This is a genomic window from Ruegeria sp. YTSC106 (assembly GCF_059609765.1).
Window position 1 is genome coordinate 1 of the sequence record NZ_JBXWMI010000030.1, and the last position, 20,599, is coordinate 20,599.

19 protein-coding genes are annotated in these 20,599 nt (G+C 56.1%); 17 read left to right on the forward strand and 2 right to left on the reverse strand.

Features of this window, described 5'->3' with window-relative positions:
* Nucleotides 1-264: 264 nt before the first annotated feature.
* The 10 genes from AC2FEB_RS22505 to AC2FEB_RS22550 all read left to right on the forward strand — a co-directional run bounded on the left by AC2FEB_RS22505 (nucleotide 265) and on the right by AC2FEB_RS22550 (nucleotide 10,596).
* Nucleotides 265-1,359: an MHYT domain-containing protein gene (locus AC2FEB_RS22505; protein WP_299899699.1), complete on the forward strand. Its 1,095-nt coding sequence runs from the start codon at nucleotides 265-267 to the stop codon at nucleotides 1,357-1,359.
* 134 nt (nucleotides 1,360-1,493) lie between these two features.
* Nucleotides 1,494-2,348 (forward strand): FAD binding domain-containing protein, encoded by an 855-nt coding sequence (locus AC2FEB_RS22510; protein WP_299899701.1) that lies wholly within the window; start codon nucleotides 1,494-1,496, stop codon nucleotides 2,346-2,348.
* Between the two features lie 12 nt (nucleotides 2,349-2,360).
* Nucleotides 2,361-2,855 (forward strand): (2Fe-2S)-binding protein, encoded by a 495-nt coding sequence (locus AC2FEB_RS22515; RefSeq protein WP_496884392.1) that lies wholly within the window; start codon nucleotides 2,361-2,363, stop codon nucleotides 2,853-2,855.
* Nucleotides 2,852-5,278, forward strand: a complete 2,427-nt coding sequence (locus AC2FEB_RS22520) for an aerobic carbon-monoxide dehydrogenase large subunit (protein WP_117871577.1) — start codon at nucleotides 2,852-2,854, stop codon at nucleotides 5,276-5,278. Before AC2FEB_RS22515 ends, AC2FEB_RS22520 begins: the two co-directional genes overlap by 4 nt.
* A gap of 44 nt (nucleotides 5,279-5,322) precedes the next feature.
* Nucleotides 5,323-6,198: an AAA family ATPase gene (locus tag AC2FEB_RS22525; RefSeq protein WP_496677491.1), complete on the forward strand. Its 876-nt coding sequence runs from the start codon at nucleotides 5,323-5,325 to the stop codon at nucleotides 6,196-6,198.
* Nucleotides 6,195-7,376, forward strand: coding sequence for a vWA domain-containing protein (locus AC2FEB_RS22530; RefSeq protein ID WP_496677489.1), 1,182 nt, complete (start codon nucleotides 6,195-6,197; stop codon nucleotides 7,374-7,376). The genes AC2FEB_RS22525 and AC2FEB_RS22530 overlap by 4 nt, the downstream gene beginning before the upstream one ends.
* Complete coding sequence (locus AC2FEB_RS22535) at nucleotides 7,373-8,152, forward strand: XdhC family protein (RefSeq protein WP_496677487.1); 780 nt, start codon at nucleotides 7,373-7,375, stop codon at nucleotides 8,150-8,152. Before AC2FEB_RS22530 ends, AC2FEB_RS22535 begins: the two co-directional genes overlap by 4 nt.
* Entirely contained in the window at nucleotides 8,145-8,753 is a 609-nt protein-coding gene (locus AC2FEB_RS22540) for a nucleotidyltransferase family protein (protein ID WP_496677484.1), read from the forward strand. The genes AC2FEB_RS22535 and AC2FEB_RS22540 overlap by 8 nt, the downstream gene beginning before the upstream one ends.
* Before the next feature lie 109 nt (nucleotides 8,754-8,862).
* Nucleotides 8,863-9,318: an SRPBCC family protein gene (locus tag AC2FEB_RS22545; RefSeq protein ID WP_496677482.1), complete on the forward strand. Its 456-nt coding sequence runs from the start codon at nucleotides 8,863-8,865 to the stop codon at nucleotides 9,316-9,318.
* A 549-nt stretch (nucleotides 9,319-9,867) separates the two neighbouring features.
* Nucleotides 9,868-10,596 (forward strand): SDR family NAD(P)-dependent oxidoreductase, encoded by a 729-nt coding sequence (locus tag AC2FEB_RS22550; RefSeq protein WP_299899713.1) that lies wholly within the window; start codon nucleotides 9,868-9,870, stop codon nucleotides 10,594-10,596.
* Between the two features lie 48 nt (nucleotides 10,597-10,644).
* Here AC2FEB_RS22550 and AC2FEB_RS22555 read toward each other — a convergent pair whose 3' ends face one another.
* The gene (locus AC2FEB_RS22555; protein ID WP_496677473.1) at nucleotides 10,645-11,400 is read right to left on the reverse strand and encodes an N-acyl homoserine lactonase family protein; all 756 of its coding nucleotides are present in this window, start codon (nucleotides 11,398-11,400) and stop codon (nucleotides 10,645-10,647) included.
* A 152-nt stretch (nucleotides 11,401-11,552) separates the two neighbouring features.
* Here AC2FEB_RS22555 and AC2FEB_RS22560 point away from each other — a divergent pair, with 152 nt between their 5' ends.
* The 3 genes from AC2FEB_RS22560 (at nucleotide 11,553) to AC2FEB_RS22570 (ending at nucleotide 14,549) form a co-directional block, all read left to right on the forward strand.
* Nucleotides 11,553-12,560: a pyridoxal phosphate-dependent aminotransferase gene (locus AC2FEB_RS22560; protein ID WP_254683749.1), complete on the forward strand. Its 1,008-nt coding sequence runs from the start codon at nucleotides 11,553-11,555 to the stop codon at nucleotides 12,558-12,560.
* A 189-nt stretch (nucleotides 12,561-12,749) separates the two neighbouring features.
* Nucleotides 12,750-13,223 (forward strand): DUF427 domain-containing protein, encoded by a 474-nt coding sequence (locus tag AC2FEB_RS22565; protein ID WP_496677471.1) that lies wholly within the window; start codon nucleotides 12,750-12,752, stop codon nucleotides 13,221-13,223.
* Between the two features lie 84 nt (nucleotides 13,224-13,307).
* Entirely contained in the window at nucleotides 13,308-14,549 is a 1,242-nt protein-coding gene (locus AC2FEB_RS22570; RefSeq protein ID WP_496677469.1) for an ABC1 kinase family protein, read from the forward strand.
* A 174-nt stretch (nucleotides 14,550-14,723) separates the two neighbouring features.
* Here the strand turns inward: AC2FEB_RS22570 and AC2FEB_RS22575 are convergent, their stop codons facing one another.
* Nucleotides 14,724-15,257, reverse strand: a complete 534-nt coding sequence (locus tag AC2FEB_RS22575; RefSeq protein WP_496853318.1) for a thiol-disulfide oxidoreductase DCC family protein — start codon at nucleotides 15,255-15,257, stop codon at nucleotides 14,724-14,726.
* A gap of 673 nt (nucleotides 15,258-15,930) precedes the next feature.
* On the opposite strand from AC2FEB_RS22575, the gene AC2FEB_RS22580 reads away from it, so the two are divergent.
* Genes AC2FEB_RS22580 through AC2FEB_RS22595 form a run of 4 tightly spaced genes read left to right on the forward strand, consistent with a single transcriptional unit; the run spans nucleotide 15,931 to nucleotide 20,317 of the window.
* Complete coding sequence (locus tag AC2FEB_RS22580; RefSeq protein ID WP_496677463.1) at nucleotides 15,931-17,442, forward strand: FAD-binding domain-containing protein; 1,512 nt, start codon at nucleotides 15,931-15,933, stop codon at nucleotides 17,440-17,442.
* Nucleotides 17,443-17,447: 5 nt separating this feature from the next.
* Nucleotides 17,448-17,579 carry a DUF2256 domain-containing protein gene (locus AC2FEB_RS22585; RefSeq protein WP_496684432.1) on the forward strand — a complete coding sequence of 44 codons (132 nt, stop codon included), beginning with the start codon at nucleotides 17,448-17,450 and terminating at the stop codon, nucleotides 17,577-17,579.
* Complete coding sequence (locus AC2FEB_RS22590; RefSeq protein ID WP_496677460.1) at nucleotides 17,576-18,820, forward strand: FAD-binding domain-containing protein; 1,245 nt, start codon at nucleotides 17,576-17,578, stop codon at nucleotides 18,818-18,820. The genes AC2FEB_RS22585 and AC2FEB_RS22590 overlap by 4 nt, the downstream gene beginning before the upstream one ends.
* Nucleotides 18,821-18,823: 3 nt before the next feature.
* Nucleotides 18,824-20,317: a cryptochrome/photolyase family protein gene (locus AC2FEB_RS22595; protein ID WP_496677457.1), complete on the forward strand. Its 1,494-nt coding sequence runs from the start codon at nucleotides 18,824-18,826 to the stop codon at nucleotides 20,315-20,317.
* The last annotated feature ends 282 nt before the right edge of the window (nucleotides 20,318-20,599 follow it).

The following is a 20,599-nucleotide window of genomic DNA, read 5'->3' on the forward strand; positions in this document are numbered from 1 at the left end:
CTTCTCCTGTTTGCAGATATAGGCAAAGCCTAAACTGCTGGGTGAAGCAGCCGGTACATCCCATTAGTGACGGATGCAGCAAAGTACTTGAATGTCTTCTATCGGACAATTGCATTTGGGTTTCTGCAGCTCTAGCGTATCAGCCGCAGAGCCTTCAGTCATTTAGAGTTACGGCTGTCGCTGACCGCACTCCAAGGCAAGCGATGGAGGCCGTGCGAACGGCACTGATTGCAAATCGCTTGAGTCTTGGCCATCCTCTTCAGCATGGAGTTTCTGACCGTCGACCATAGCAGCTTCCTGATCGCAATGTCCTGCGTCGTGGCACTTGTCGCGGGGTTCACAGGTCTTTCGCTGACCCGCGATCTGTCAGAAAAACCGATGTTTCAAAAAAAGGCGTCGATCGCGCTTGCGGCCGTCGCCTTGGGGGGCGGCATCTGGGCGATGCACTTCGTGGCCATGCTGGGTTTGAAGCTGCCGATATTGTTCTACTACGATGCGGCGATCACGCTGGTGTCGGCTCTGTCAGCGATCCTTCTTGTTGGCGCGGCCTTGATCCTGTTGCATTTCGCTGACCGCACACCGCTCATCATTTCGCTTTCCGGCTGCGTTGTCGGGACCGGCATTCTGGTCATGCACTATATCGGCATGGCCGGTCTGGAGTTGTGCCGCGCGGTCTATACGACGTCGGGTGTCGTCTTTTCTTCCATCGTGGCCATCGGGCTATGCATTCTTGCCTTCTGGATCGCCTACGGAAAGCGCACGAACCGCAACATCGTGCTTGGGACGATTTGTTTTGCGATTGCAGTTTGCTCGGCTCATTTTCTGGCGATTGCGGAAACCAATTTTGTGCAAGCGTCCACCGCTACTGAATTCGGCCCCACCATGAGCAATGAAACTTTGGCACTTGGTGTGATCTTCTTCAGCTTTGTGATCTTCGGTGCGTGCCTCTGGGTGAGCGTGACGTATCTGGTCACGCCCGGATCACAAGAGCAACACCAGCGAGCGAAGCTCGAGCCGGAACTGAAGGCGGATCTGCAGATCCCTTGCGAAGCAGACGGCAACAAAGTCTTTGTCAGGGCAAGAGACGTTGTTTTCGTACGTGCCGATGGGCACTACACGCAGATCTATACCGAGGACGAACGGCTGTTCTGTGTCTGGCCGATCACCGTGGCTTCCAAACGCCTCTTGCCGCTGGGGTTCCTGCAGACGCATCGCAGCTACTTGGTCAACCCTGCCCGTGTCTCGCGGTTTGAAAGAACCAAGGACAAAGGGCGCTGCCTTTTCGACAGGGGTGATCTGCCGCCCGCACCCGTTAGCCGTTCCAAACTGAAGGTTGTTCAAGACGTGCTTGCGTCGTAGGGCGGCGCAATTGGTGCGTGAGCACGCGCATTTCGTGCAAAAGACCTGTGTTTCACTGATTTTCTGGTGATGTGGCTTGCTGTCGCATGCAAACTTCCTCCGACACTGAGCATTCGCTTTAAGGAGGAGAGCCGATGATTCCAGCGGCATTTGAATATCACCGTCCTCAGGATATGGCTGGCGTTCTGGCTGTACTTGAAGAATACGGAGATGACGCGCGCGTCATGGCAGGCGGGCACAGTCTGATTCCGATGATGAAACTTCGCATGGCGGAAGTCCCACACCTGATCGACCTTCAAGATGTCGGAGGTATGTCGGATATCGAACTAGGTGCCGACGGCGTTCGGATCGGCGCGATGGTCACGCAGGCCGAAATCATAGACCATGCCGGCCTCGCGGATGCCGCCCCCATCCTGCGCGAGGCTGCCTTGCAGATCGCTGATCCTCAAGTCCGCTACATGGGCACCGTCGGTGGCAACGTCGCCAATGGCGATCCGGGCAATGACATGCCGGGTCTGATGCAATGCCTTGATGCGGTGTTCACCTTGGTCGGTCCGGATGGCGAGCGTGATATTCTCGCGCGGGAGTTTTACGAGGCCGCTTACATGACCGCGCGCGAGGATGATGAGGTGCTGACCGCCGTGACCATCCCCACGCCAGCTGGCGGCTACGCCTACGAAAAGCAAAAGCGCAAGATCGGCGACTACGCGACGGCCGCCGCCGCTGTGCAGATCGTCAAGGACGGCGGAACGTGCGTCAGCGCCGCCATCGCTATGACGAACCTAAGCGACACGCCGGTTTATTCCGAGGATGCGGGCGCCGCGCTGGTGGGAACACCTGTCGATGCCGCCGCACTGGACGCGGCAGTGGCTGCGATGCTGGGCGATATCGACCCAACCGAAGACAACCGCGGCCCCGTCGCATTCAAGAATCATGTGGCGGGCGTCATCCTGCGCCGCGCCATCGAGCGCGCCTGGTCGCGGGCGTAAGAGGAACACACCATGTCCAAGAAAATGCACATCAAAATGAACGTGAACGGCAAGGACGAGGAGTTCCTGGCCGAACCGCGCGAACTGCTGATCTATACGCTGCGCGAACGGCTGAATATCACCGGGCCGCACATTGGCTGCGAAACATCCCACTGCGGGGCGTGCACGGTCACAATCAACGGTAAGTCGGTGAAATCCTGCACCATGTTCGTGGCGCAAGCCGATGGCGCCGAGGTGACAACTATCGAAGGTCTCGGCGGACCTGAAAACCTTCACCCGCTGCAAGAGGCGTTCAAAGAACACCACGGATTGCAGTGTGGCTATTGCACGCCGGGGATGATCACCCGGGCGACCAAGCTGCTGGAAAAAATTCCCAACCCGACCGAAGAAGAAATCCGCTTTGGTATGGCCGGCAATATCTGCCGCTGCACGGGTTATCAGAACATTGTGAAATCCATTCAGGCCGCCGCAGCCGAAATGAATGCAGCCAAGGAGGCCGCAGAATGAAGGACGATATTTCCCGCGAAGAACGTGTCGACAATCTCAAAGGCATGGGCTGCTCGCGCAAGCGGGTCGAGGATGCGCGCTTTACCCAAGGCAAGGGCAACTATGTCGATGACATCAAGCTGGATGGCATGCTGTTTGGCGACTTTGTCCGCTCTCCCTACGCCCATGCACGGATCAAGAGCATCGATACCGCTGCCGCACTTGAGGTGCCCGGCGTTCTGGCCGTGCTGACAGCGGCGGATCTGGAGCCGCTGGGGCTGCACTGGATGCCGACGCTGGCGGGCGACAAGCAGATGGTACTGGCCGATGGCAAGGTGCTATTTCAGGGCCAGGAAGTCGCCTATGTCGTCGCCGAAGACCGCTATGCCGCCGCTGACGGGATCGAGGCGGTCGAGGTTGACTACGAAGAACTGCCTGTCATCGTCAACCCGTTCGAGTCTTTGCAATCGGATGTGGTGCTGCGCGAAGATCTTGTTGGCGAAGACGGGTCAATTCCCGATGGCGCACACGGACCCCGCAAACATCCCAACCACATTTTTACATGGGACGCGGGCGACAAGGGCACAACGGACGAGGTCATCGCCAACGCCGAGGTCGTTGCGACTGAAAGCATGTATTACCATCGCACCCACCCGTGCCCGCTGGAAACCTGCGGCTGCGTGGCGTCGATGGACAAGGTTAACGGCAAGCTGACGCTGTGGGGCACGTTCCAGGCGCCGCACGCGATCCGGACGGTCGTGTCGCTGATCTCGGGCATTGAAGAGCACAACATCCGCGTGATCAGCCCCGATATTGGCGGCGGCTTTGGCAACAAGGTCGGCGCGTACCCGGGCTATGTCTGCTCGGTCGTAGCGTCGATCGTCACGGGCAAGCCCGTAAAGTGGATCGAAGACCGGATGGACAATCTGATGACCACCGCCTTTGCCCGCGACTATCATATGACCGGCAAGATCTCTGCCACCAAGGACGGCAAAATCACCGGGCTGCATTGCCATGTGACAGCCGACCACGGCGGCTTTGATGCCTGCGCCGATCCCACGAAGTTCCCGGCGGGCTTCATGAACATCTGCACCGGCTCCTACGACATCCCGACCGCCTATCTAGAGGTCGATGGCGTCTACACTAATAAAGCCCCGGGCGGCGTCAGCTATCGCTGCTCGTTCCGGGTGACCGAGGCGGTCTACTTCATCGAACGCATGATCGAGGTTCTGGCCATAGAGTTGAACATGGACGCAGCGGAGCTGCGCCGGATCAACTTCATCAAGAAGGAGCAGTTCCCCTACACCGCCGCCCTTGGTTGGGAGTACGACAGCGGCGATTATCACACCGCATGGGATAAGGCGCTCAAGACAGTCGATTACGAAGGGCTGCGGTCCGAACAGGCCCAGCGGGTCGAGGACTTCAAAGCTGGCAAGACGCGCAAGCTGATGGGCATTGGCCTGAGCTTTTTTACTGAGATTGTCGGCGCCGGCCCGGTAAAGAACTGTGATATCCTTGGGCTTGGTATGTTCGACAGCTGCGAAATCCGCATCCATCCGACCGGGTCGGCGATTGCTCGCCTGGGAACGATCAGCCAGGGGCAAGGCCACGCGACAACCTTCGCGCAAATCCTTGCCTCGGAAATTGGCTTGCCTGCCGACAGCATCACCATCGAGGAAGGCGACACCGATACAGCACCCTATGGCCTCGGCACATACGGGTCGCGCTCTACCCCTGTGGCGGGCGCAGCCACGGCCATGGCCGGCCGCAAGATCCGCGCCAAGGCGCAGATGATCGCGGCGTACCTGCTTGAGGTTCACGACAATGACGTGGAATTCGACGTTGATCGGTTTGTCGTGAAAGGCGCGCCTGAAAAGTTCAAGACGATGAAGGAAATCGCCTTTGCAGCCTACAACCAGGCCATTCCGGGGATCGAGCCGGGGCTTGAGGCCGTCAGCTATTACGACCCGCCCAACATGACCTATCCGTTCGGAGCCTATGTCTGTGTGATGGACATCGACGTCGACACGGGTGTGACGGAAATTCGCCGCTTCTATGCGCTGGACGATTGCGGCACGCGGATCAATCCGATGATCATCGAAGGCCAGGTGCATGGTGGTTTGACCGAAGCCCTCGCCGTCGCTCTGGGGCAAGAGATTGCCTATGACGACATGGGCAACGTCAAGACCGGCACGCTGATGGACTTCTTCCTGCCAACGGCATGGGAAGTGCCGAACTACGAAACCGACTACACCGTCACACCCAGCCCGCATCACCCGATCGGCGCAAAGGGTGTGGGCGAGAGCCCGCACGTGGGCGGCGTGCCCTGTTTCTCGAACGCGGTGCAGGACGCGTTCCGCCCCTTCGGCAACCGGCATACCAATATGCCGCATGATCACTGGCGGATTTGGCGCACGGCCAACGAGCTTGGCCTGCACGATTGATCCCTTTGGTAGGGCGGGGTGATCTTCGCCCTACGGAGACACGAATGACCTGGACTGACTTGAAAACCGCGCTGGCTGGCGAAGGCTATGTGGCCTCGGACGATCTGACCGTTGCGCTGCAACTGGCTTTGTCGCTGGGCCGTCCGCTATTGCTGGAAGGGGCGGCAGGTGTCGGCAAGACCGAAATCGCGCGCACGTTGTCTACGGTGATGGATACGCGCCTGATCCGGCTGCAGTGCTATGAAGGACTGGACGCGGCGCAGGCGATTTACGAATGGAACTACCAGCGGCAGCTGCTGACCATCCGGGCGGCCTCCGAGGCTGGCGAAACAGGCAAGGCATTAGAAGACCGCATCTTTTCCAGTGATTTTCTGCTGGAACGCCCCTTGCTGGCGGCCATTACCCAGGAAACGCCCCCGGTCCTTTTGATCGACGAGATTGACCGGGCGGACGAGGAGTTCGAAGCCTACCTGCTGGAAATCCTCTCGGACTATCAAGTGTCGATCCCCGAGCTGGGCACGATCACGGCGACAAGCCGCCCGGTCGTGATCCTGACGTCGAACGGCACCCGCGACCTGTCTGACGCCCTGCGTCGCCGCTGCCTTTATACCTTCGTGGAATACCCGGACCGTGCGACCGAACTGGCCATTCTCAAGGCCCGCTGCCCCGACGTCGAGATTCGGCTGGGCGAGCAGATCGTCGGATTTGTGCAAAAGCTGCGCCAAGAAGAACTGGAGAAAACCCCTGGCGTGGCCGAAATGCTGGATTTCGCCGCGGCGTTGATGGGTCTTGGCATCGCTGATCTGACCGAAAACCCCGCGGTCCTTCAATCGACGCTGACAACGTTGCTGAAAACCCAAAGCGATCAGGCCCAGATCACGCAAGAGGTGGCCGGGCGTATCGCTGGCAAGGCCGCATGAGCCGGGTGACGAAATTTGCTGGCCGCGATCCCGGCCCTGCCGCGCGGATCGCGGGCTTCATCGCTCATTTGCGCGACAACGGTTTGCGGCTTGGCGTGGCCGAAGCGGACCTTGCCCTGAAGGCGCTGGACGAGGTGGACGCCATCCGCCCCGACGACAGCCGCCGTGCCTTGCGCGCTGTCTGCACGGGCTGCAAGGAAGAGTATGAAAGGTTCGACGACCTTTTCGACAGCTACTGGATGGACATGGGCCGCGTGCGGCAGAAGGTCGTTCCCACCCCGTCGTCCCCGGTCAGCGATGACGTGCATTCCTCACGCGATGCCAAGGGCGAAGACGCGGGCGCATCAGGAACCTCCACGGCCCCGGACGACACAGGCGGGGCGTCCGACAGCGACGGGACCGGCAAGCTGATCGCCACCGCACAACGCAACCTCAACCGGCGTGACCTGCGCGACCTTGTCCGCCCGGAAGAGATTGCCGAGGCCGAAGACGTCGCACGCCGCCTTGGGGCTGCCTTGCGTGACACGCGATCCCGCCGCCGCATTGCCGCGCGCAAAGGCGATCGGTTGCATTTTCGCAAGATCATTCGCCACAGCCTGGCCACTGGCGGAGAGCCTCTGCACCTGTGGCGCAAGAAACGCCCGGACCGCACCCGCAAGATCGTGGCGCTGTGCGATGTCTCCGGGTCCATGTCCGTCTATGCCAAAGTTTTTCTGGCGTTCCTCGCTGGACTGATGCGGGCTGATACAGCCGCCGACGCCTATTTGTTCCACACCCGCCTTGTGCGCATCACCGAGGCGCTGCGTGACAAGGACGCGATGCGCGCGATTGGCCGGATGTCACTGATGGCCGACGGGTTCGGCGGCGGATCAAGGATCGGCCCATCGCTTATGCGTTTTGCCGACACCTATGCCAAACGCTTTGTCGATGGTCGTAGCGTCGTGCTGATCCTGTCGGATGGCTACGACACTGAGGCACCTGACATGATCGCAACCGCATTGGAAAAACTGCGCAAACGCGGCTGCAAGGTGATCTGGCTCAACCCGCTGAAAGGCTGGGCAGACTACGCACCCGTGGCCGAGGGCATGGCGGCGGCACTTCCCTATCTGGATGTCTTCAAAGCGGCCAACACGCTGGTTGATCTGGCCGCGCTGGAACAGGAGTTGGCACGCCTATGACCCCGGCCGAAATTCTTTCATCAGACCTGGCCGAGGCCGCTCAGGAGTTGCGCGACAAGGACGAACCCTTTGCCTTTGCCACCATCGTGCGCACCGCTGGTTCCACCGCCGCCAAACCGGGGGCCAAGGCGCTGCTCAGCGCCGATGGGACGATCCTGCAAGGCTGGCTCGGCGGCGGTTGCACCCGAGGTGCCGTCAAACGCGCGGCGCTGCAGGCGTTGCAGGACGGCACGCCACAGCTTGTGTCTGTCGCACCCGAGGATTTGCTGGCGGAAAAAGGCGTTGCAGCCGGCGATGAAGTAGACGGCACACGATTTGCACGCAATGGGTGCCCCTCTCGTGGCACGGTCGACATCTTCATCGAACCTTGCCTGCCGTCACCGCAACTCGTTGTCATGGGAGCATCACCGGTAGCACAGGCGCTGAGTGCGCTTGCCCCGCAGTTTCACTGGTCTGTGTCTTCGACCCCGGTGCAAGGCAAACCACATCAGCAGTGCTTTGTGGTTGTTGCCACGCAAGGGCAGGGTGATCTTGACGCCCTGAAGGCCGCGCTCAACGCGCAACCGACCTATGTGGCCTTCGTGGGCAGCCGCAGAAAATACACTTCGCTTGCAGAAAAACTAGGCGCTGACGGTTTTGAACAAGCTGCCATCGACGGGGTAAAGGCCCCGGCGGGTCTTAACCTTGGCGCGGTCACGCCTGAGGAAATAGCCCTGTCCATACTGGCGCAACTTGTTCAGGATCGGCGCGCGGCGGTGAAGCAGGCCGATGCGTGATGTCACTGCGATCATACTGGCCGCAGGGCTTTCGCGCCGCATGGGCGCGCGGAACAAGCTGCTTCTGCCCCATGGCGATGTTCCAATGATCCGCCATATGGTCGATGTCTATGGCGCTGCCACGGCGGGGCCTGTGCTGGTGGTCACGGGACATCAGGCGAATGAGATCAAAACAGCCCTTGCAGGCAGTGGCGCCAAGACGGTTTTCAACCCGGCTTACGGTGACGGTCAGCCCACATCGGTCGCCTGCGGGCTTCGTGCGGCGCGTGATGACGATACGGTATTAATCGGATTGGGCGACCAGCCGCTTCTGAACGTCGCTGACATCCGGTCATTGCTGGCCGCACACGTGGCGACTGACAGCGCACGTATCTCCATTCCGGCGGTCGATCAGAAGCGCGGCAACCCGATCGTGGTGCCTGCAAACTTGCGTGCCCGGCTTCTGGCAAACCCCAGATCACCGGGCTGCAAGAAGTTCACCCGAACCCATCCCGAACATGTCCAGTTTCACCCATTGGCCTCTCCCGGCTTTTACATGGATGTGGATACCCCCGAGGCCTATGCCGCCTTTCTGGCGGGCACGCTGGAGCAGATCACATGAAATTCGTTCGAGAAATCGCAGCCCGACTGCGCCGAAAGACAGCACTTACACCTGAGCAAGCCAGCCATCTGGCCACCATCAAATTTCCCTGTTGCTAAAAGGACATCCCATGGAACTGGCAGACGAAATCATCATCAACGCACCCAAAGAGCAGGTCTATGCCGCGCTCAACGACCCCGAGGTTCTAAAGCAATGCATTCCGGGCTGCGAAGAGTTGATCAAACACTCGGATACTGAACTGGAGGCAAAGGTCGTCCTCAAGGTCGGGCCGGTGAAGGCCAGGTTCAGCGGTGACGTCCAACTCGACACCGCAGGCGCGCCGGATGCCTTTTCGCTGACCGGCCAGGGCAATGGCGGTGCCGCTGGGCATGCCAAGGGCGGCGCAGATGTCACGCTCACAGCCGACGGGTCCGACACGACGATCCTGCGGTATCAGGCAAAGGCCGATATCGGCGGAAAGCTGGCTCAACTGGGCAGCCGGCTGATCCAAAGTACTGCCAAGAAACTTGCGGCCAAATTCTTCAAATCCTTCGCTGATGTGGTCAATGAAGACGCAATCGCCTAGCGATCTCATCCAGGCACAGCACGCGCCAGACATCATTGCAAAGGGGCGGCGCTTGCAAAGCCACCACTTCTTCGGCCTGTGACAAGCCTCTTTTCGCCAACCGGGCATCCCCGAGGAGAGCCTGGCTAAATTTCGAGGACCAATTGGCTTGGTACGGTCGTTACAGGACACATCGCCCATTCCAGTATCAGCAATGGCTGAAATCGTAACGGTTGTTCAAGACACAGACACGCAACCTCATACCGTGCGATTTTTGAAGAGAGCAGAGATTAGGCCAATCTGAGCAAACGGCTGCATAGTCCGCATAGCAGTCGTTCAAACCGAGTGCCGCGAATGTCTACTTCGGAGTCCACTTTGGCCGATGCTGCGCTATGCCCCAATTACAGCAATACGCAGAAAGCGGACTTTGCAAAGTCTAGCTTGAGCCCAAAACGGACGCGTACTGAATTCAAGCAGAATTGACTTTCGCGGCTTTCAGATAAAAGGGTTGTGAGTTTCCTTCTTTAAATCGAAGTATCCGAAAATCATGTCAAGGTGGGAGGAGTTGCTATGAAAACAGCGGTTGTGACTGGCGCCGCGGGAGGGATGGGGCGGGCCATCTGTCGCCAACTGTGGGCAGATGGGTTCCAAGTTGTTGGACTGGACCTTAACGAGGAGGGCCTAGGTGAAATGGCAACTGAGTTAGGTTCGGATTTCACGCCTATCTGCCTTGACCTAACGGATCCTATTGCAATCGCTCATGCGTTTGATGGCATTAAGGAAGAGAATGGTGGTCTGGATGCTTTGGTAAACAACGCTGGCACCTGCTTTATGTCTGACTTCCCGAATATTCCGCCCGAGGAACTCGAAAAGCAGATGGCAATCAACTTTAACTCTGCGTTCCATTGTTGCCAGCAGGCGGTCCAATTGATGTTGGAACGCGAAGGCATCAAAAAGATTGTAAATATCTCATCGAACGGTGCTTATAATTTCGATGTGTTTGACCCTCCGCATTACAGGGCGTCAAAAGCGGCGATGGATACCCTTACGAAAGACCTCGCCCGTCGATACGCACAGGAAAAAATCTGTGTGAATTCGCTGGCACCTGCCATGACTGAAACACCTTTGTTCAATGTCTTAACTGAGGAAGTCTTGGAGAAAGCCGTCAGTGCCATGCCACATGGTCGCGCGATGCTGCCTGAGCAAATCGCCTCTTGGGTCGGTTTTCTCATTTCGCCGGCCGGTGATGTTTCCAGTGGGAATGTGATTATTCTGAACCAAGGGCGCGACGTCAGATAACTCTCGGGTGCTACATCATTTTTCGGGAAAATGGTCCACGGGGTGGGATCAGCTGTAGACTTCTGGTGCTTTCTTCAGAACAGGCCACTGGCTTGGACAATGCCCATAGATTACAAAGGCGTCTCGCTCGGATGCAAGGCGCATCAACCTTTCTGCGCTGGCAATCGCTGCATCTTCGTCCCAAGACCCGGCAAACTTCTCGTCGATTTCTGCTGGTCGGGAAATCGCATCACTGGTTAATAGAATCGCCCCCGACGGAAGATGGACCATCACGGCGATCTGGCCTGGCGCATGGCCTGGCGCCGCCAAAACTAAGATACCCGGCCCAATCTCTACGTCGCCTTCAACTAAGAGATAATCCTGGTTGGGCCACTCCAAAGGCCGCATATCGCCCCAGTACAACGGGCGGGGTAAGGCTCGCTCCGCAGCAGAGATAAGAATTGGACTGCTTGGAAAGTCGCCCAGTGCCCCGATATGGTCGATATGGGTGTGCGTACAAATCTGTAGTGTAATGTCTGACGGAATAAGCCCGAGTTTTGCCAGTTGTGCGCTTGGAAGATTGTCTGGTTCACACTTCAAGACGTCGCCGAACTCATACAATCGATCTTCTTTGACCGCGGCGTCGGTATCGGTGGCATATTTTTCAGGAAACCCAGTATCGATGAGTATTGATTCTCCCAAATCTGTCCGGATCAGAAACCCGCAGATACCTATGATGCGGCCAGTGGAATGGACCTTGAACAGCCCGTAGTCCAAAACCGCAAGGTCAATCGGTCGCCCTTTGACAAATCCCTCTGCTTGCACAGACTATCTCCCTGATTGACTACATAGGTTTTGAGTAGAGCATGAAAGTCAAGATACACACACTCTTTCAGTACCTACTGGATACCACGGAAACGGATCCAGAAGCTTTCGTTGGGTTTTCCTTGTCCGAGTCGCCGCGTTTGGGTGAGTTCATGGATGCGCTGGATCCAGCGCTGCCGTTGGATTGGAACCAAAAGAGTTTTCGGGGTCTGCCTGCTTTACGACGACATGTTTTGGACCGCGCCGGCTTGTCTGATGTTTGCAAGCCAGACGACGTCCTGATCACCGCCGGCGCAGCAGAAGCCAATTATCTTGCATTCATGCAATTGGTCCAACCGGGCGACGAAGTCGTAACGGAACGCCCGGGCTGGCCACAAGTGGGAGTATTGGCAGAGGCAGTCGGCGCGACGCTCAAAGTTGTCGACCGAGAAGAGAGTGCTGGTTGGTTATTGCCGCTCGACAAAGTTGAGACCGCAGTAACAGAACGCACTCGACTGATCTTTGTAACCAACCCCAATAATCCCACCGGGCGCCTGATGACCCAAACAGAGCTGGAAAGGCTTGTCCAAATTGCAGATCGCGTAGGTGCATGGCTGGTTGTTGACGAGGTTTACGCTGGATTGGAGTGGGACGGGTCTCGCGCCCCTTCGATAGCCGGTTTGTATCCTAGGGGTATCACGACGGGCAGCGTTTCCAAGGCACTGGGGCTGCAAGGACTACGCACTGGGTGGATGGTTTGCCGTGATTCTGATTTGATGTGGGATGCCATCATCCTGCGGGAAAACTCTAGCGAAATTATGAATATTCTCGGCGAAGTCATCGCCGAAATCGCCTTGAGGCCTGACCGATATAATCAGGCTTTGAAAACTGCGCGGGCAGCAGGGATTAAGACGCTGGAACGCCTTGATCGGTATGTTGCCGATCAGCCCTGCCTGGATTGGGTCAAACCTCAGGCTGGATTGATTGGATTGGCACGGCTCGACGGGATTGATGGTGATGTTTTTGCCAAACGCTTGCTCGCCGATCCCTATCGGACATTTCTTTTGCCGGGCTCGTCTTACGGGATGCAGAACCACATCCGACTAGGTGTCGGAGGAGGTGCTATTGCCAACCTCGACCTTGGCCTTAAGCGCATGGGCGAACTGTTGGCGAACTGGTAGACTTAGGACACTCATTTCGGCGGTTCAGGCTGCAAAGTCGGTCAAATAACGCTGCCCGTTCCACGCTGACACTAAGCCCAATTTTGGTGCAAGTTCACCTGCCATGCGTTGAAAGCTATCTCGCTAGAATAACGCTGTCGGCGCGCTACCTCACAGAAAGAACAGCCGAATACACATTTCGAGTCCGCAATGACAGCTTTGACAACTGAAGACGTTCAAGACTATCCGCGGCCACCTGCGCTGCGGGCGGTGCCCCATACTGTAAGAGTAGAGTTCGGCGGTGAAACAATCGTGGAAACCGATCAGGCGTTTCAGGTTCTAGAAACTCACCACGCCCCAACTTATTACGTCCCATCGCATACAATTGATGCCGTTCTGACAAAGGCCTCGGGTAAATCGTACTGCGAGTGGAAGGGTGTTGCGAGCTACTGGAACGTTCAGAGCGGGGCGGCCGCGGCTAAGAAAGCTGCGTGGAGTTATGGTGCACCAACCACCAGATTTGAACAGATTAAGGGCTATCTCGCCTTTTACCCCGGACTTATGGACGCTTGTTTTGTTGGTGAGCACCGTGTGATCCCGCAACCCGGGAACTTCTATGGAGGCTGGGCCACCGAGAACTTAAAGGGTCGCATCAAAGGCTCTCCTGGAACCGAGTTTTGGTGAGAATTGATGCCCGACCCTAAATCCTCGCCTACCCCTTTGGCTGTTCCTACAAGCCGTTTGGTCCGAGTTGCCGGTTTGAGCAGCATGACGGCAGGCATTGCGGGGAACGTGGCAGTACGCGCCCTGCGAGAGATCGGTCGCGGTGCGCGACCCGATATGCGTGGTTTGTTGATGACACCGGGTAACGCGACACGGATCGCGGATCGGCTTGCTCGCATGCGAGGGGCCGCGATGAAGGTGGGTCAGTTGATTTCGATGGATGCAGGTGAGGTCTTACCGGCTGAACTGGCAGACATCATGGCGCGTCTGCGAGATCAGGCGCATTTCATGCCTCCGAAACAATTGCGTGACGTCCTGAACCAAGCCTGGGGTTCAGATTGGCGAAAGTCCTTCCAATCCTTCGATGTAAGGCCCATAGCGGCAGCGAGCATTGGGCAAGTACATCGTGCAACTATTAGAGACGGGCGCGATGTGGCGATCAAAGTGCAATATCCCGGTATCGCGCGCAGTATCGACAGCGATTTGGCCAATGTTACCACTCTGGTTCGTATGTCAGGTCTGCTTCCCAAAAGCTTTGATATGGCTCCGTATATCCAAGAGGCGCGCAGTCAATTACATGAAGAAACGGACTATGAACGCGAGGGGCAATACCTGCGCTGTTTTGCTGACCTATTGCAGGGCGATGAAGCGTTCGAAATCCCAGAGTTCTATCCAGATTGGAGCACGAAAGAAGTTCTAACGATGTCCTTTCTGGAAGGTCGCTCCATCGAAACGGTGAGAGATGCACCCAGTGAGGAACGCAATCGAGTTTCCGAGGCCTTGGTCAAGCTCACGCTGCGCGAGATTTTCGAGTTCGGTATCATGCAAAGCGATCCGAACTTTGCCAACTACCGATACGACGCGTCAAATGGGAAGATTAGTCTTTTGGATTTTGGCGCAACCCGAACACTGCAATCATCTGCAATGGACGGGTATGTGCACCTGCTGCGTGCAGGCTTACTTGAAAATGACGCAGCACTTCGTAACGCCGCCATCCAATTGAAGCTTGTTGAAGGTGATGGCCCGTTCGACGACCAGATCCTGGGAATGATCCGCAGTGTTTTCGCCGCAATCCTATCCGCGAATGAATTTGATTTTACTGACCGAAAGCTCTCCAACCACCTGAACAAAGAAGGTATGGCCCTGGCTGCGGCCGGGTATGCCCCACCCCAAATGCCAATGGACATTCTTTACCTTCAGCGAAAGATTGGGGGGATGTTCTTGTTGGCCACTCGATTGAGTGCTTCGCTGCCTTTGAAGACGCTGCTTGAAAAGTATGTCATCTGAACGATCACAATTAACTCAAAACCAACAAGCCGAAAAACAACAAACCTGCGTCACTGATACGCGTGACCAACCCAAGACGAAGCGCGAGTACGGCGCGAATGTTGCCAAATGCGGGTTCGAGAACTCCTTTAACGAGCCAATCAAGCCTTTAGAAATGACCATCGTCTAGGTTGATCATGTCGACGAACCCGTCCTGTCAACCGGCTTCGCTCCGAACCAAGAAGCGATCCTCGAAAGCGTCGGCCTTAGGGGCAGGAAAACCCGGTATGCAAGCTCTAGCAGAGGCGTTACCCCCGGTAAGCCTGCCACACGTGCCAGCCAACGCCATTTGGGTAAAGTACCCCAGAGTTCCGTGAACCCGCGCGCACCGGATGCAAGTTCTCCATCTGGTCGACGCACAGTGAATCGATCCATTGCTTCTTGCCGCGTTAGATTTTCACCAATACGAGCATTGGATTTTGAGACGTCGACAAACCGCAGGCGCTCAGCGCCCTTGCAAGAAGCATAATGCCCGATCTCAACGGAGCAAAGCGGGCAAGATCCGTCGTAGTACACCGTAGTAAAGGATTGATCGGCGTCATCAGATGTGAGCGCAACTTCAGCGTTGTCTGTTTTGAACATTTTGTTTGACTTCGCCTCTTGGGTTTCGCCTGTACGTTTGCAAGAGCTAGCGCAAAAACCGAAGAAACGAGGGTGCAGCAGCTGCATACAGATGCGTTATGAAGCCGCAACTTGGGATGCTGCCAGTCAAACTTAAACGTAGCTTCGCCCGAATTGCAGGCGCACAGGCAAATATGTTAAATGAGGCCCGAGGCTTGTAGTTATCTCGCTGTTTGCCGAAGAGTACTGAAAAGTTACCGTCACTGGAGATCGACTAGGACAATCAAACAAGTTCAGTGATTTCCGTAGCGCATGATCGAAGAAGCTAAAAACTGCATGAGCCTAGCTTACCGCTTTGGACGCGCGAACAAGATGGTTCCGCTTGGATATAGCTTTCTCCCATTTCAGTTCTTTCGGGGTGGATGTTCTGGAGCTCGCCGCCATCCCCGCCGACAGAGCTTGGTGACGTACAGATCGTCGAGGTTGTCTCGTTATCGTTTACTTGGAAATCAGAAATTCGAACAAAATTCAGTTGTGCTAACCCAGTTGTTTGTTTGGTGTTTTAGGGCGCGGCGCCGTCACTAAACAATGTCACCTTCGCCTAGGTCTCATACTCCTGGCCAAGCGCTCATCAGTGAGTTCGCGCCAACTTCCGACCTTCAAGTGTCGAGGGCAAATGACGCCTTTGCAAAAGCCACGTCGCCAGCGAAATGCGGAGGAGACTGGAACAAAGATCCATTTTTTGTGGCCATACGTATTACACTTGAAAAACGGAGGTATCGTGCAGGTCGTTTGGTTCAAACGGGATTTACGGGTATATGATCATCCGGCAATAGCGCAAGCGTCTGAGGTAGGGCCAGTTCTGCCGCTCTATGTGGTTGAACCGGAACTTTGGCACCAACTCGACGCGTCAACACGGCAGTGGGACTTTGTTGCAGAGACAATCGCTGGGTTAAGAAAAGACCTTGGGAAACTGGGCCAGCCACTTGTTGTGCGCACCGGGCAAATTGTGTCGGTCCTTTCCGAGTTGAAAGATCGTGGTCTAATTGACGTGCTTTGGTCACACGAGGAAACAGGAAATAGTTGGACGTATCAGCGGGACCGTCAGGTCGCTGCATGGTGCAGGGATTACGGTGTGCTGTGGCACGAAGTGCAAAACCACGGCGTTTTTCGCAGGCTCAAGTCTCGCAACGGCTGGGCGGAGCGTTGGGATAGGTTTATGGCTCGGCCCGTTTCTTCACCAGTTGCGTTAGAGCATATCGACATAGAACCAGGGTATATTCCCACGGCGCGCGACCTTGGCTTGCGGGATGATCTGTGCGTTGGTCGTCAATCTGGTGGACGAAATGCGGGTTTGGAACGGCTGAACAGCTTTCTGACCCACCGTGGCAAAAGGTACCAACGCGAAATGTCCAGCCCCTTGGAGGGAGCCGTTGCGTGTTCGCGGCTATCGCCCTACCTGGCTTGGGGTGCGCTTTCGATGCGCGAGGTTGCGCAAGCTACTGAAAAGCAGCGACGCAGATTGCCGCCCCACGCAAAGGACTGGCGCAAATCAATTCGCTCGTTCTCGGGCCGATTGCATTGGCATTGCCATTTTATTCAGAAACTTGAGGATGAACCCCGGATTGAGTTTGAAAATCTGCATCGACTTTACAACGGTCTTCGACCGAATGCCCCAGATGCCGAACTACTTGCCGCATGGTCCAAAGGCGAAACGGGATATCCTTTTCTGGACGCATGCATGCGGTCCTTGCAAGCAACGGGGTGGCTCAACTTTCGGATGCGCGCAATGGTGATGGCCACGGCGAGTTATCATCTCTGGCTGGATTGGCGGGCTCCGGGTGCGCATTTGGCGCGCATGTTTACCGACTATGAGCCGGGCATTCACTGGAACCAGGTTCAGATGCAATCAGGCACCACCGGCATCAATACTGTGCGCATCTATAATCCGGTTAAGCAGGGCTATGAACAGGATCCAAAAGGGGTGTTCATACGGACATGGGTGCCGGAATTGTCCCAAGTCGCAGATCAGCATATCCACGAACCTTGGAGGGCTCAAAACGCGAAACAATTTCTTGGAAAGCTTTATCCAGAGCGTGTTTTTGACCATCTCGCGGCAGCCAAGGCCGCGCGCGAGCGGGTTTGGGGCGTCCGCCGAAGTGCGGAGTTTCGCACCGAAGCACGAGCCATCGCGACAAAACACGCTAGCCGAAAGACCACGCGGAATGCTCGCGAAGTCGCGCGGGCGCCTCAAGATCAAAAGCAACTCGACCTGCCTTTGGGGGACCAGTGATGAAAATGCGGAAAAAAGCCGATTTACCCCAAAAAAACTGCCCGGTCTGTCGGCGCCCTTTCACCTGGCGCAAGAAATGGGAAAACGTTTGGGATGAAGTGAAATACTGCTCGAAAAAATGCAGGTCTGCCGCATGACCGAGAAATTTCCAGAACTTCCTGAAGCGAAAGAGTCGATCAGTTTCAAACCTACACGCACCAATGGTCTGGAAAGGCTGAAGCAGTTCGTGGGCCGCACTGGTCGGCATTATACAAGTACGCGGAACTACGATTTTGGGACCGGGCGACGCAGCAATGTATCGGGTTTGTCACCTTGGCTGCGCCACCGGTTGATAACGGAGAAAGAGGTACTGACAAGGGTCTTAGCGTCACATAATTCCAACGCGGCCGAAAAGTTCGTGCAAGAAGTGTTTTGGCGCACTTACTTCAAGGGCTGGCTGGAACAAAGGCCCAGCGTTTGGGCACTGTATCAGCGGGACTTGTTGAGTTTTTGTAAGCGACTAGCAAATGATCAGGGCCTGGAGACGCGCTTCAACGATGCAGTAAACGGCAATACCGGCATCGACTGTTTCGATCATTGGGCGCGGGAACTGGTGGCGACTGGCTACCTTCATAATCATGCGCGCATGTGGTTTGCTTCAATTTGGATTTTTACACTCCGCATACCTTGGCAGCTTGGCGCGGATTTCTTTTTACGACACTTGTTGGACGGCGATCCCGCGTCAAACACGCTGAGCTGGCGGTGGGTTGGCGGATTGCACACAAAAGGCAAAAACTACCTCGCGCGCGCTGACAATATTGACAGATATACCGAAGGACGGTTTCAACCGAGAGGCCTGGCCAAATCTGCAGAACCGCTGACCGAGCCGATAGATCACCCGCTCATTCCCCTTTCAAGCCCTCACATGCCCACAGACAGCCCTTATCTGTTACTGTTGACGGAGGATGATCTGTCAGGTGACTGCATAATGCCGACATCTCCTGCTGCCGCGATTGGACTTTTGGCGACGCATGGTCGGTCCCCAAACCCGATTGGGCACGTCGTACAGGATTTTGCCACCGACGCGATGAGCAGCGCTCTAGAACACCACGGAAAAATCGCGAAACCAGCTGACGACTGGAGTGGTCCGCTGATCGATGCAGCACGGAATGCGGGTGTCACGACCATTGCAACAGCCTATGCGCCTGTCGGTCCCTCCCGGTCAAGGATGGATCGTGCGGAACCTTTATTGAGAGACGCAGGCCTATCGTTGAACAGGGTAATGCGGCCGTACGACGCTATGACATGGCCTCATGCAAGGGCCGGATTCTTCGGCCTTCGAAAGAAGATCCCATCGTTCTTAGGCGAAATGAACCTAGCCACCCAAAAAAGGCCATAGCCCGTGTTCTCTGCCGCCCTTCTGCTCCCCAACCAATTGTTTGCCCAACACCCGGGTCTGGCCGCCCGGCCAGATACTGTTGTGCTTTTCGAAGACCCTCTGTTCTTTGGCGATGCCTATTACCCCGCAACGATGCACAAGCAAAAGCTTTGGCTGCACCGCGCCTCTATGGCGCGCTATCGCGATGGCTTGGTTGCCAAGGGCATTGATGCCGCGATATGGCCCTTTGAGCGGCAGCCGGGCGCATGTCTGCGACTGTTTCAGAGTCTGTGTGATCGCGGTGTCAGCCAAATAATCATGGCTGATCCAGTAGACTTCATTGCAGAAAGGCGTTTACGGGCGGCGGCTGGCAAAACCGATATCACACTCGATATCCAGCCATCGCCTGGCTTTTTGAACACTCGGGCCGACAATCTGGATTGGTTTGCCGGTCGAAAACGTTGGCTCATGGCTGAGTTCTACAAAAGCCAACGCCGCCGCTTGAATGTGTTGATGGACAGCGGGCAACCGACCGGAGGACAATGGAGCTTTGACGAAGAAAACCGCAAAAAAGTACCCAAGGCGTTGTTGGGCAACCTTCCGTGGATCGACTGGCCGGACCATGACGCAGTTGATGAAGCCGCAAAAGCGAGCGTTATTGCTGACTTTCCAGATGCATTAGGCAGCCTGGAAACGTTGTATTATCCAACGTCACACAAAGCTGCGTCCGACTGGCTGGCGCAGTTTCTGGAGCGGCGGTTCGAACGTTTTGGCGACTATGAAGATGCCATTGTTGAGGGCGAAAACTGGCTATGGCATGGCGTTCTCACGCCTGCTTTGAACATTGGATTGTTAACGCCGAAACAAGTTTTGGACGCTACCTTGGCGCATGCGAGTCGCAAGGGCATTCCCCTGAATTCGGTAGAAGGTTTCATCCGCCAGATCATTGGCTGGCGCGAGTTTATGCGCGCGAGTTATGAGAGCCTTGGTTTGCCGATGCGCACGACAAATCATTGGGGCCATCACCGCCCGATGCCCCGCTCTTTCTATAACGGAACCACTGGTATTGATCCGCTGGACGACACGATCAAAAGGGTGCTCAAAACCGGGTATTGCCATCACATTGAACGCCTTATGGTACTGGGCGGATTCATGTTTCTGTGTGAGCTTGATCCGGACCATGTCTATCGGTGGTTCTTGGAAATGTTCGTCGACAGCTATGATTGGGTGATGGTACCAAATGCCTACGCGATGAGCCAGCATGCCGATGGCGGGTTAATCACCACCAAACCGTACTTTTCCGGTTCAAACTATGTTCGCAAAATGAGCCATTGGGGCAAAGGGCCTTGGTCCGACATATGGGACGGGCTTTATTGGCGCTTTATCCTGAAACACACCGATAGACTTGCTGGCAATCCCCGTTGGGCGATGATGTGCCGTACGGCTGGGCGCATGTCGCCAGAGGTCAAAAATAAGCATGTCACGACGGCTGAAGCCTTTTTGCGACGGATGGCATGAGCGTGGACTTTATGGCAGCGCATGACTGAGATTGAGACCATTTGAAGAAAAACTGGCATCACGTCAGATCCAGTATCGCAAAACCGAAGTCCCAGGGCCCCGCATGATCCAAATCCATGTGGCCGATCCTGATGGAAATCATATTCATATCGACTTCGAGGATACCGATTAACTGGCCAATCCTCGAAATAGTTGGAACGCAAAAAAAGCTCGTTACTTTTCCCAACCATTGATCGAGGTTCTTATTATTTGTTTTCTATGCTTTACGAGCCAACGGTTTTG

Excerpts from the sequence above, each read along its gene's own strand:
- AC2FEB_RS22505 (WP_299899699.1), top strand. The coding sequence starts at position 265 with ATGGAGTTTCTGACCGTCGACCATAGCAGCTTCCTGATCGCAATGTCC.
- AC2FEB_RS22510 (WP_299899701.1), top strand. The coding sequence starts at position 1,494 with ATGATTCCAGCGGCATTTGAATATCACCGTCCTCAGGATATGGCTGGC.
- AC2FEB_RS22515 (WP_496884392.1), top strand. The coding sequence starts at position 2,361 with ATGTCCAAGAAAATGCACATCAAAATGAACGTGAACGGCAAGGACGAG.
- AC2FEB_RS22520 (WP_117871577.1), top strand. The coding sequence starts at position 2,852 with ATGAAGGACGATATTTCCCGCGAAGAACGTGTCGACAATCTCAAAGGC.
- AC2FEB_RS22525 (WP_496677491.1), top strand. The coding sequence starts at position 5,323 with ATGACCTGGACTGACTTGAAAACCGCGCTGGCTGGCGAAGGCTATGTG.
- AC2FEB_RS22530 (WP_496677489.1), top strand. The coding sequence starts at position 6,195 with ATGAGCCGGGTGACGAAATTTGCTGGCCGCGATCCCGGCCCTGCCGCG.
- AC2FEB_RS22535 (WP_496677487.1), top strand. The coding sequence starts at position 7,373 with ATGACCCCGGCCGAAATTCTTTCATCAGACCTGGCCGAGGCCGCTCAG.
- AC2FEB_RS22540 (WP_496677484.1), top strand. The coding sequence starts at position 8,145 with ATGCGTGATGTCACTGCGATCATACTGGCCGCAGGGCTTTCGCGCCGC.
- AC2FEB_RS22545 (WP_496677482.1), top strand. The coding sequence starts at position 8,863 with ATGGAACTGGCAGACGAAATCATCATCAACGCACCCAAAGAGCAGGTC.
- AC2FEB_RS22550 (WP_299899713.1), top strand. The coding sequence starts at position 9,868 with ATGAAAACAGCGGTTGTGACTGGCGCCGCGGGAGGGATGGGGCGGGCC.
- AC2FEB_RS22560 (WP_254683749.1), top strand. The coding sequence starts at position 11,553 with ATGGATGCGCTGGATCCAGCGCTGCCGTTGGATTGGAACCAAAAGAGT.
- AC2FEB_RS22565 (WP_496677471.1), top strand. The coding sequence starts at position 12,750 with ATGACAGCTTTGACAACTGAAGACGTTCAAGACTATCCGCGGCCACCT.
- AC2FEB_RS22570 (WP_496677469.1), top strand. The coding sequence starts at position 13,308 with ATGACGGCAGGCATTGCGGGGAACGTGGCAGTACGCGCCCTGCGAGAG.
- AC2FEB_RS22575 (WP_496853318.1), bottom strand. The coding sequence starts at position 15,257 with ATGCAGCTGCTGCACCCTCGTTTCTTCGGTTTTTGCGCTAGCTCTTGC.
- AC2FEB_RS22585 (WP_496684432.1), top strand. The coding sequence starts at position 17,448 with ATGCGGAAAAAAGCCGATTTACCCCAAAAAAACTGCCCGGTCTGTCGG.
- AC2FEB_RS22590 (WP_496677460.1), top strand. The coding sequence starts at position 17,576 with ATGACCGAGAAATTTCCAGAACTTCCTGAAGCGAAAGAGTCGATCAGT.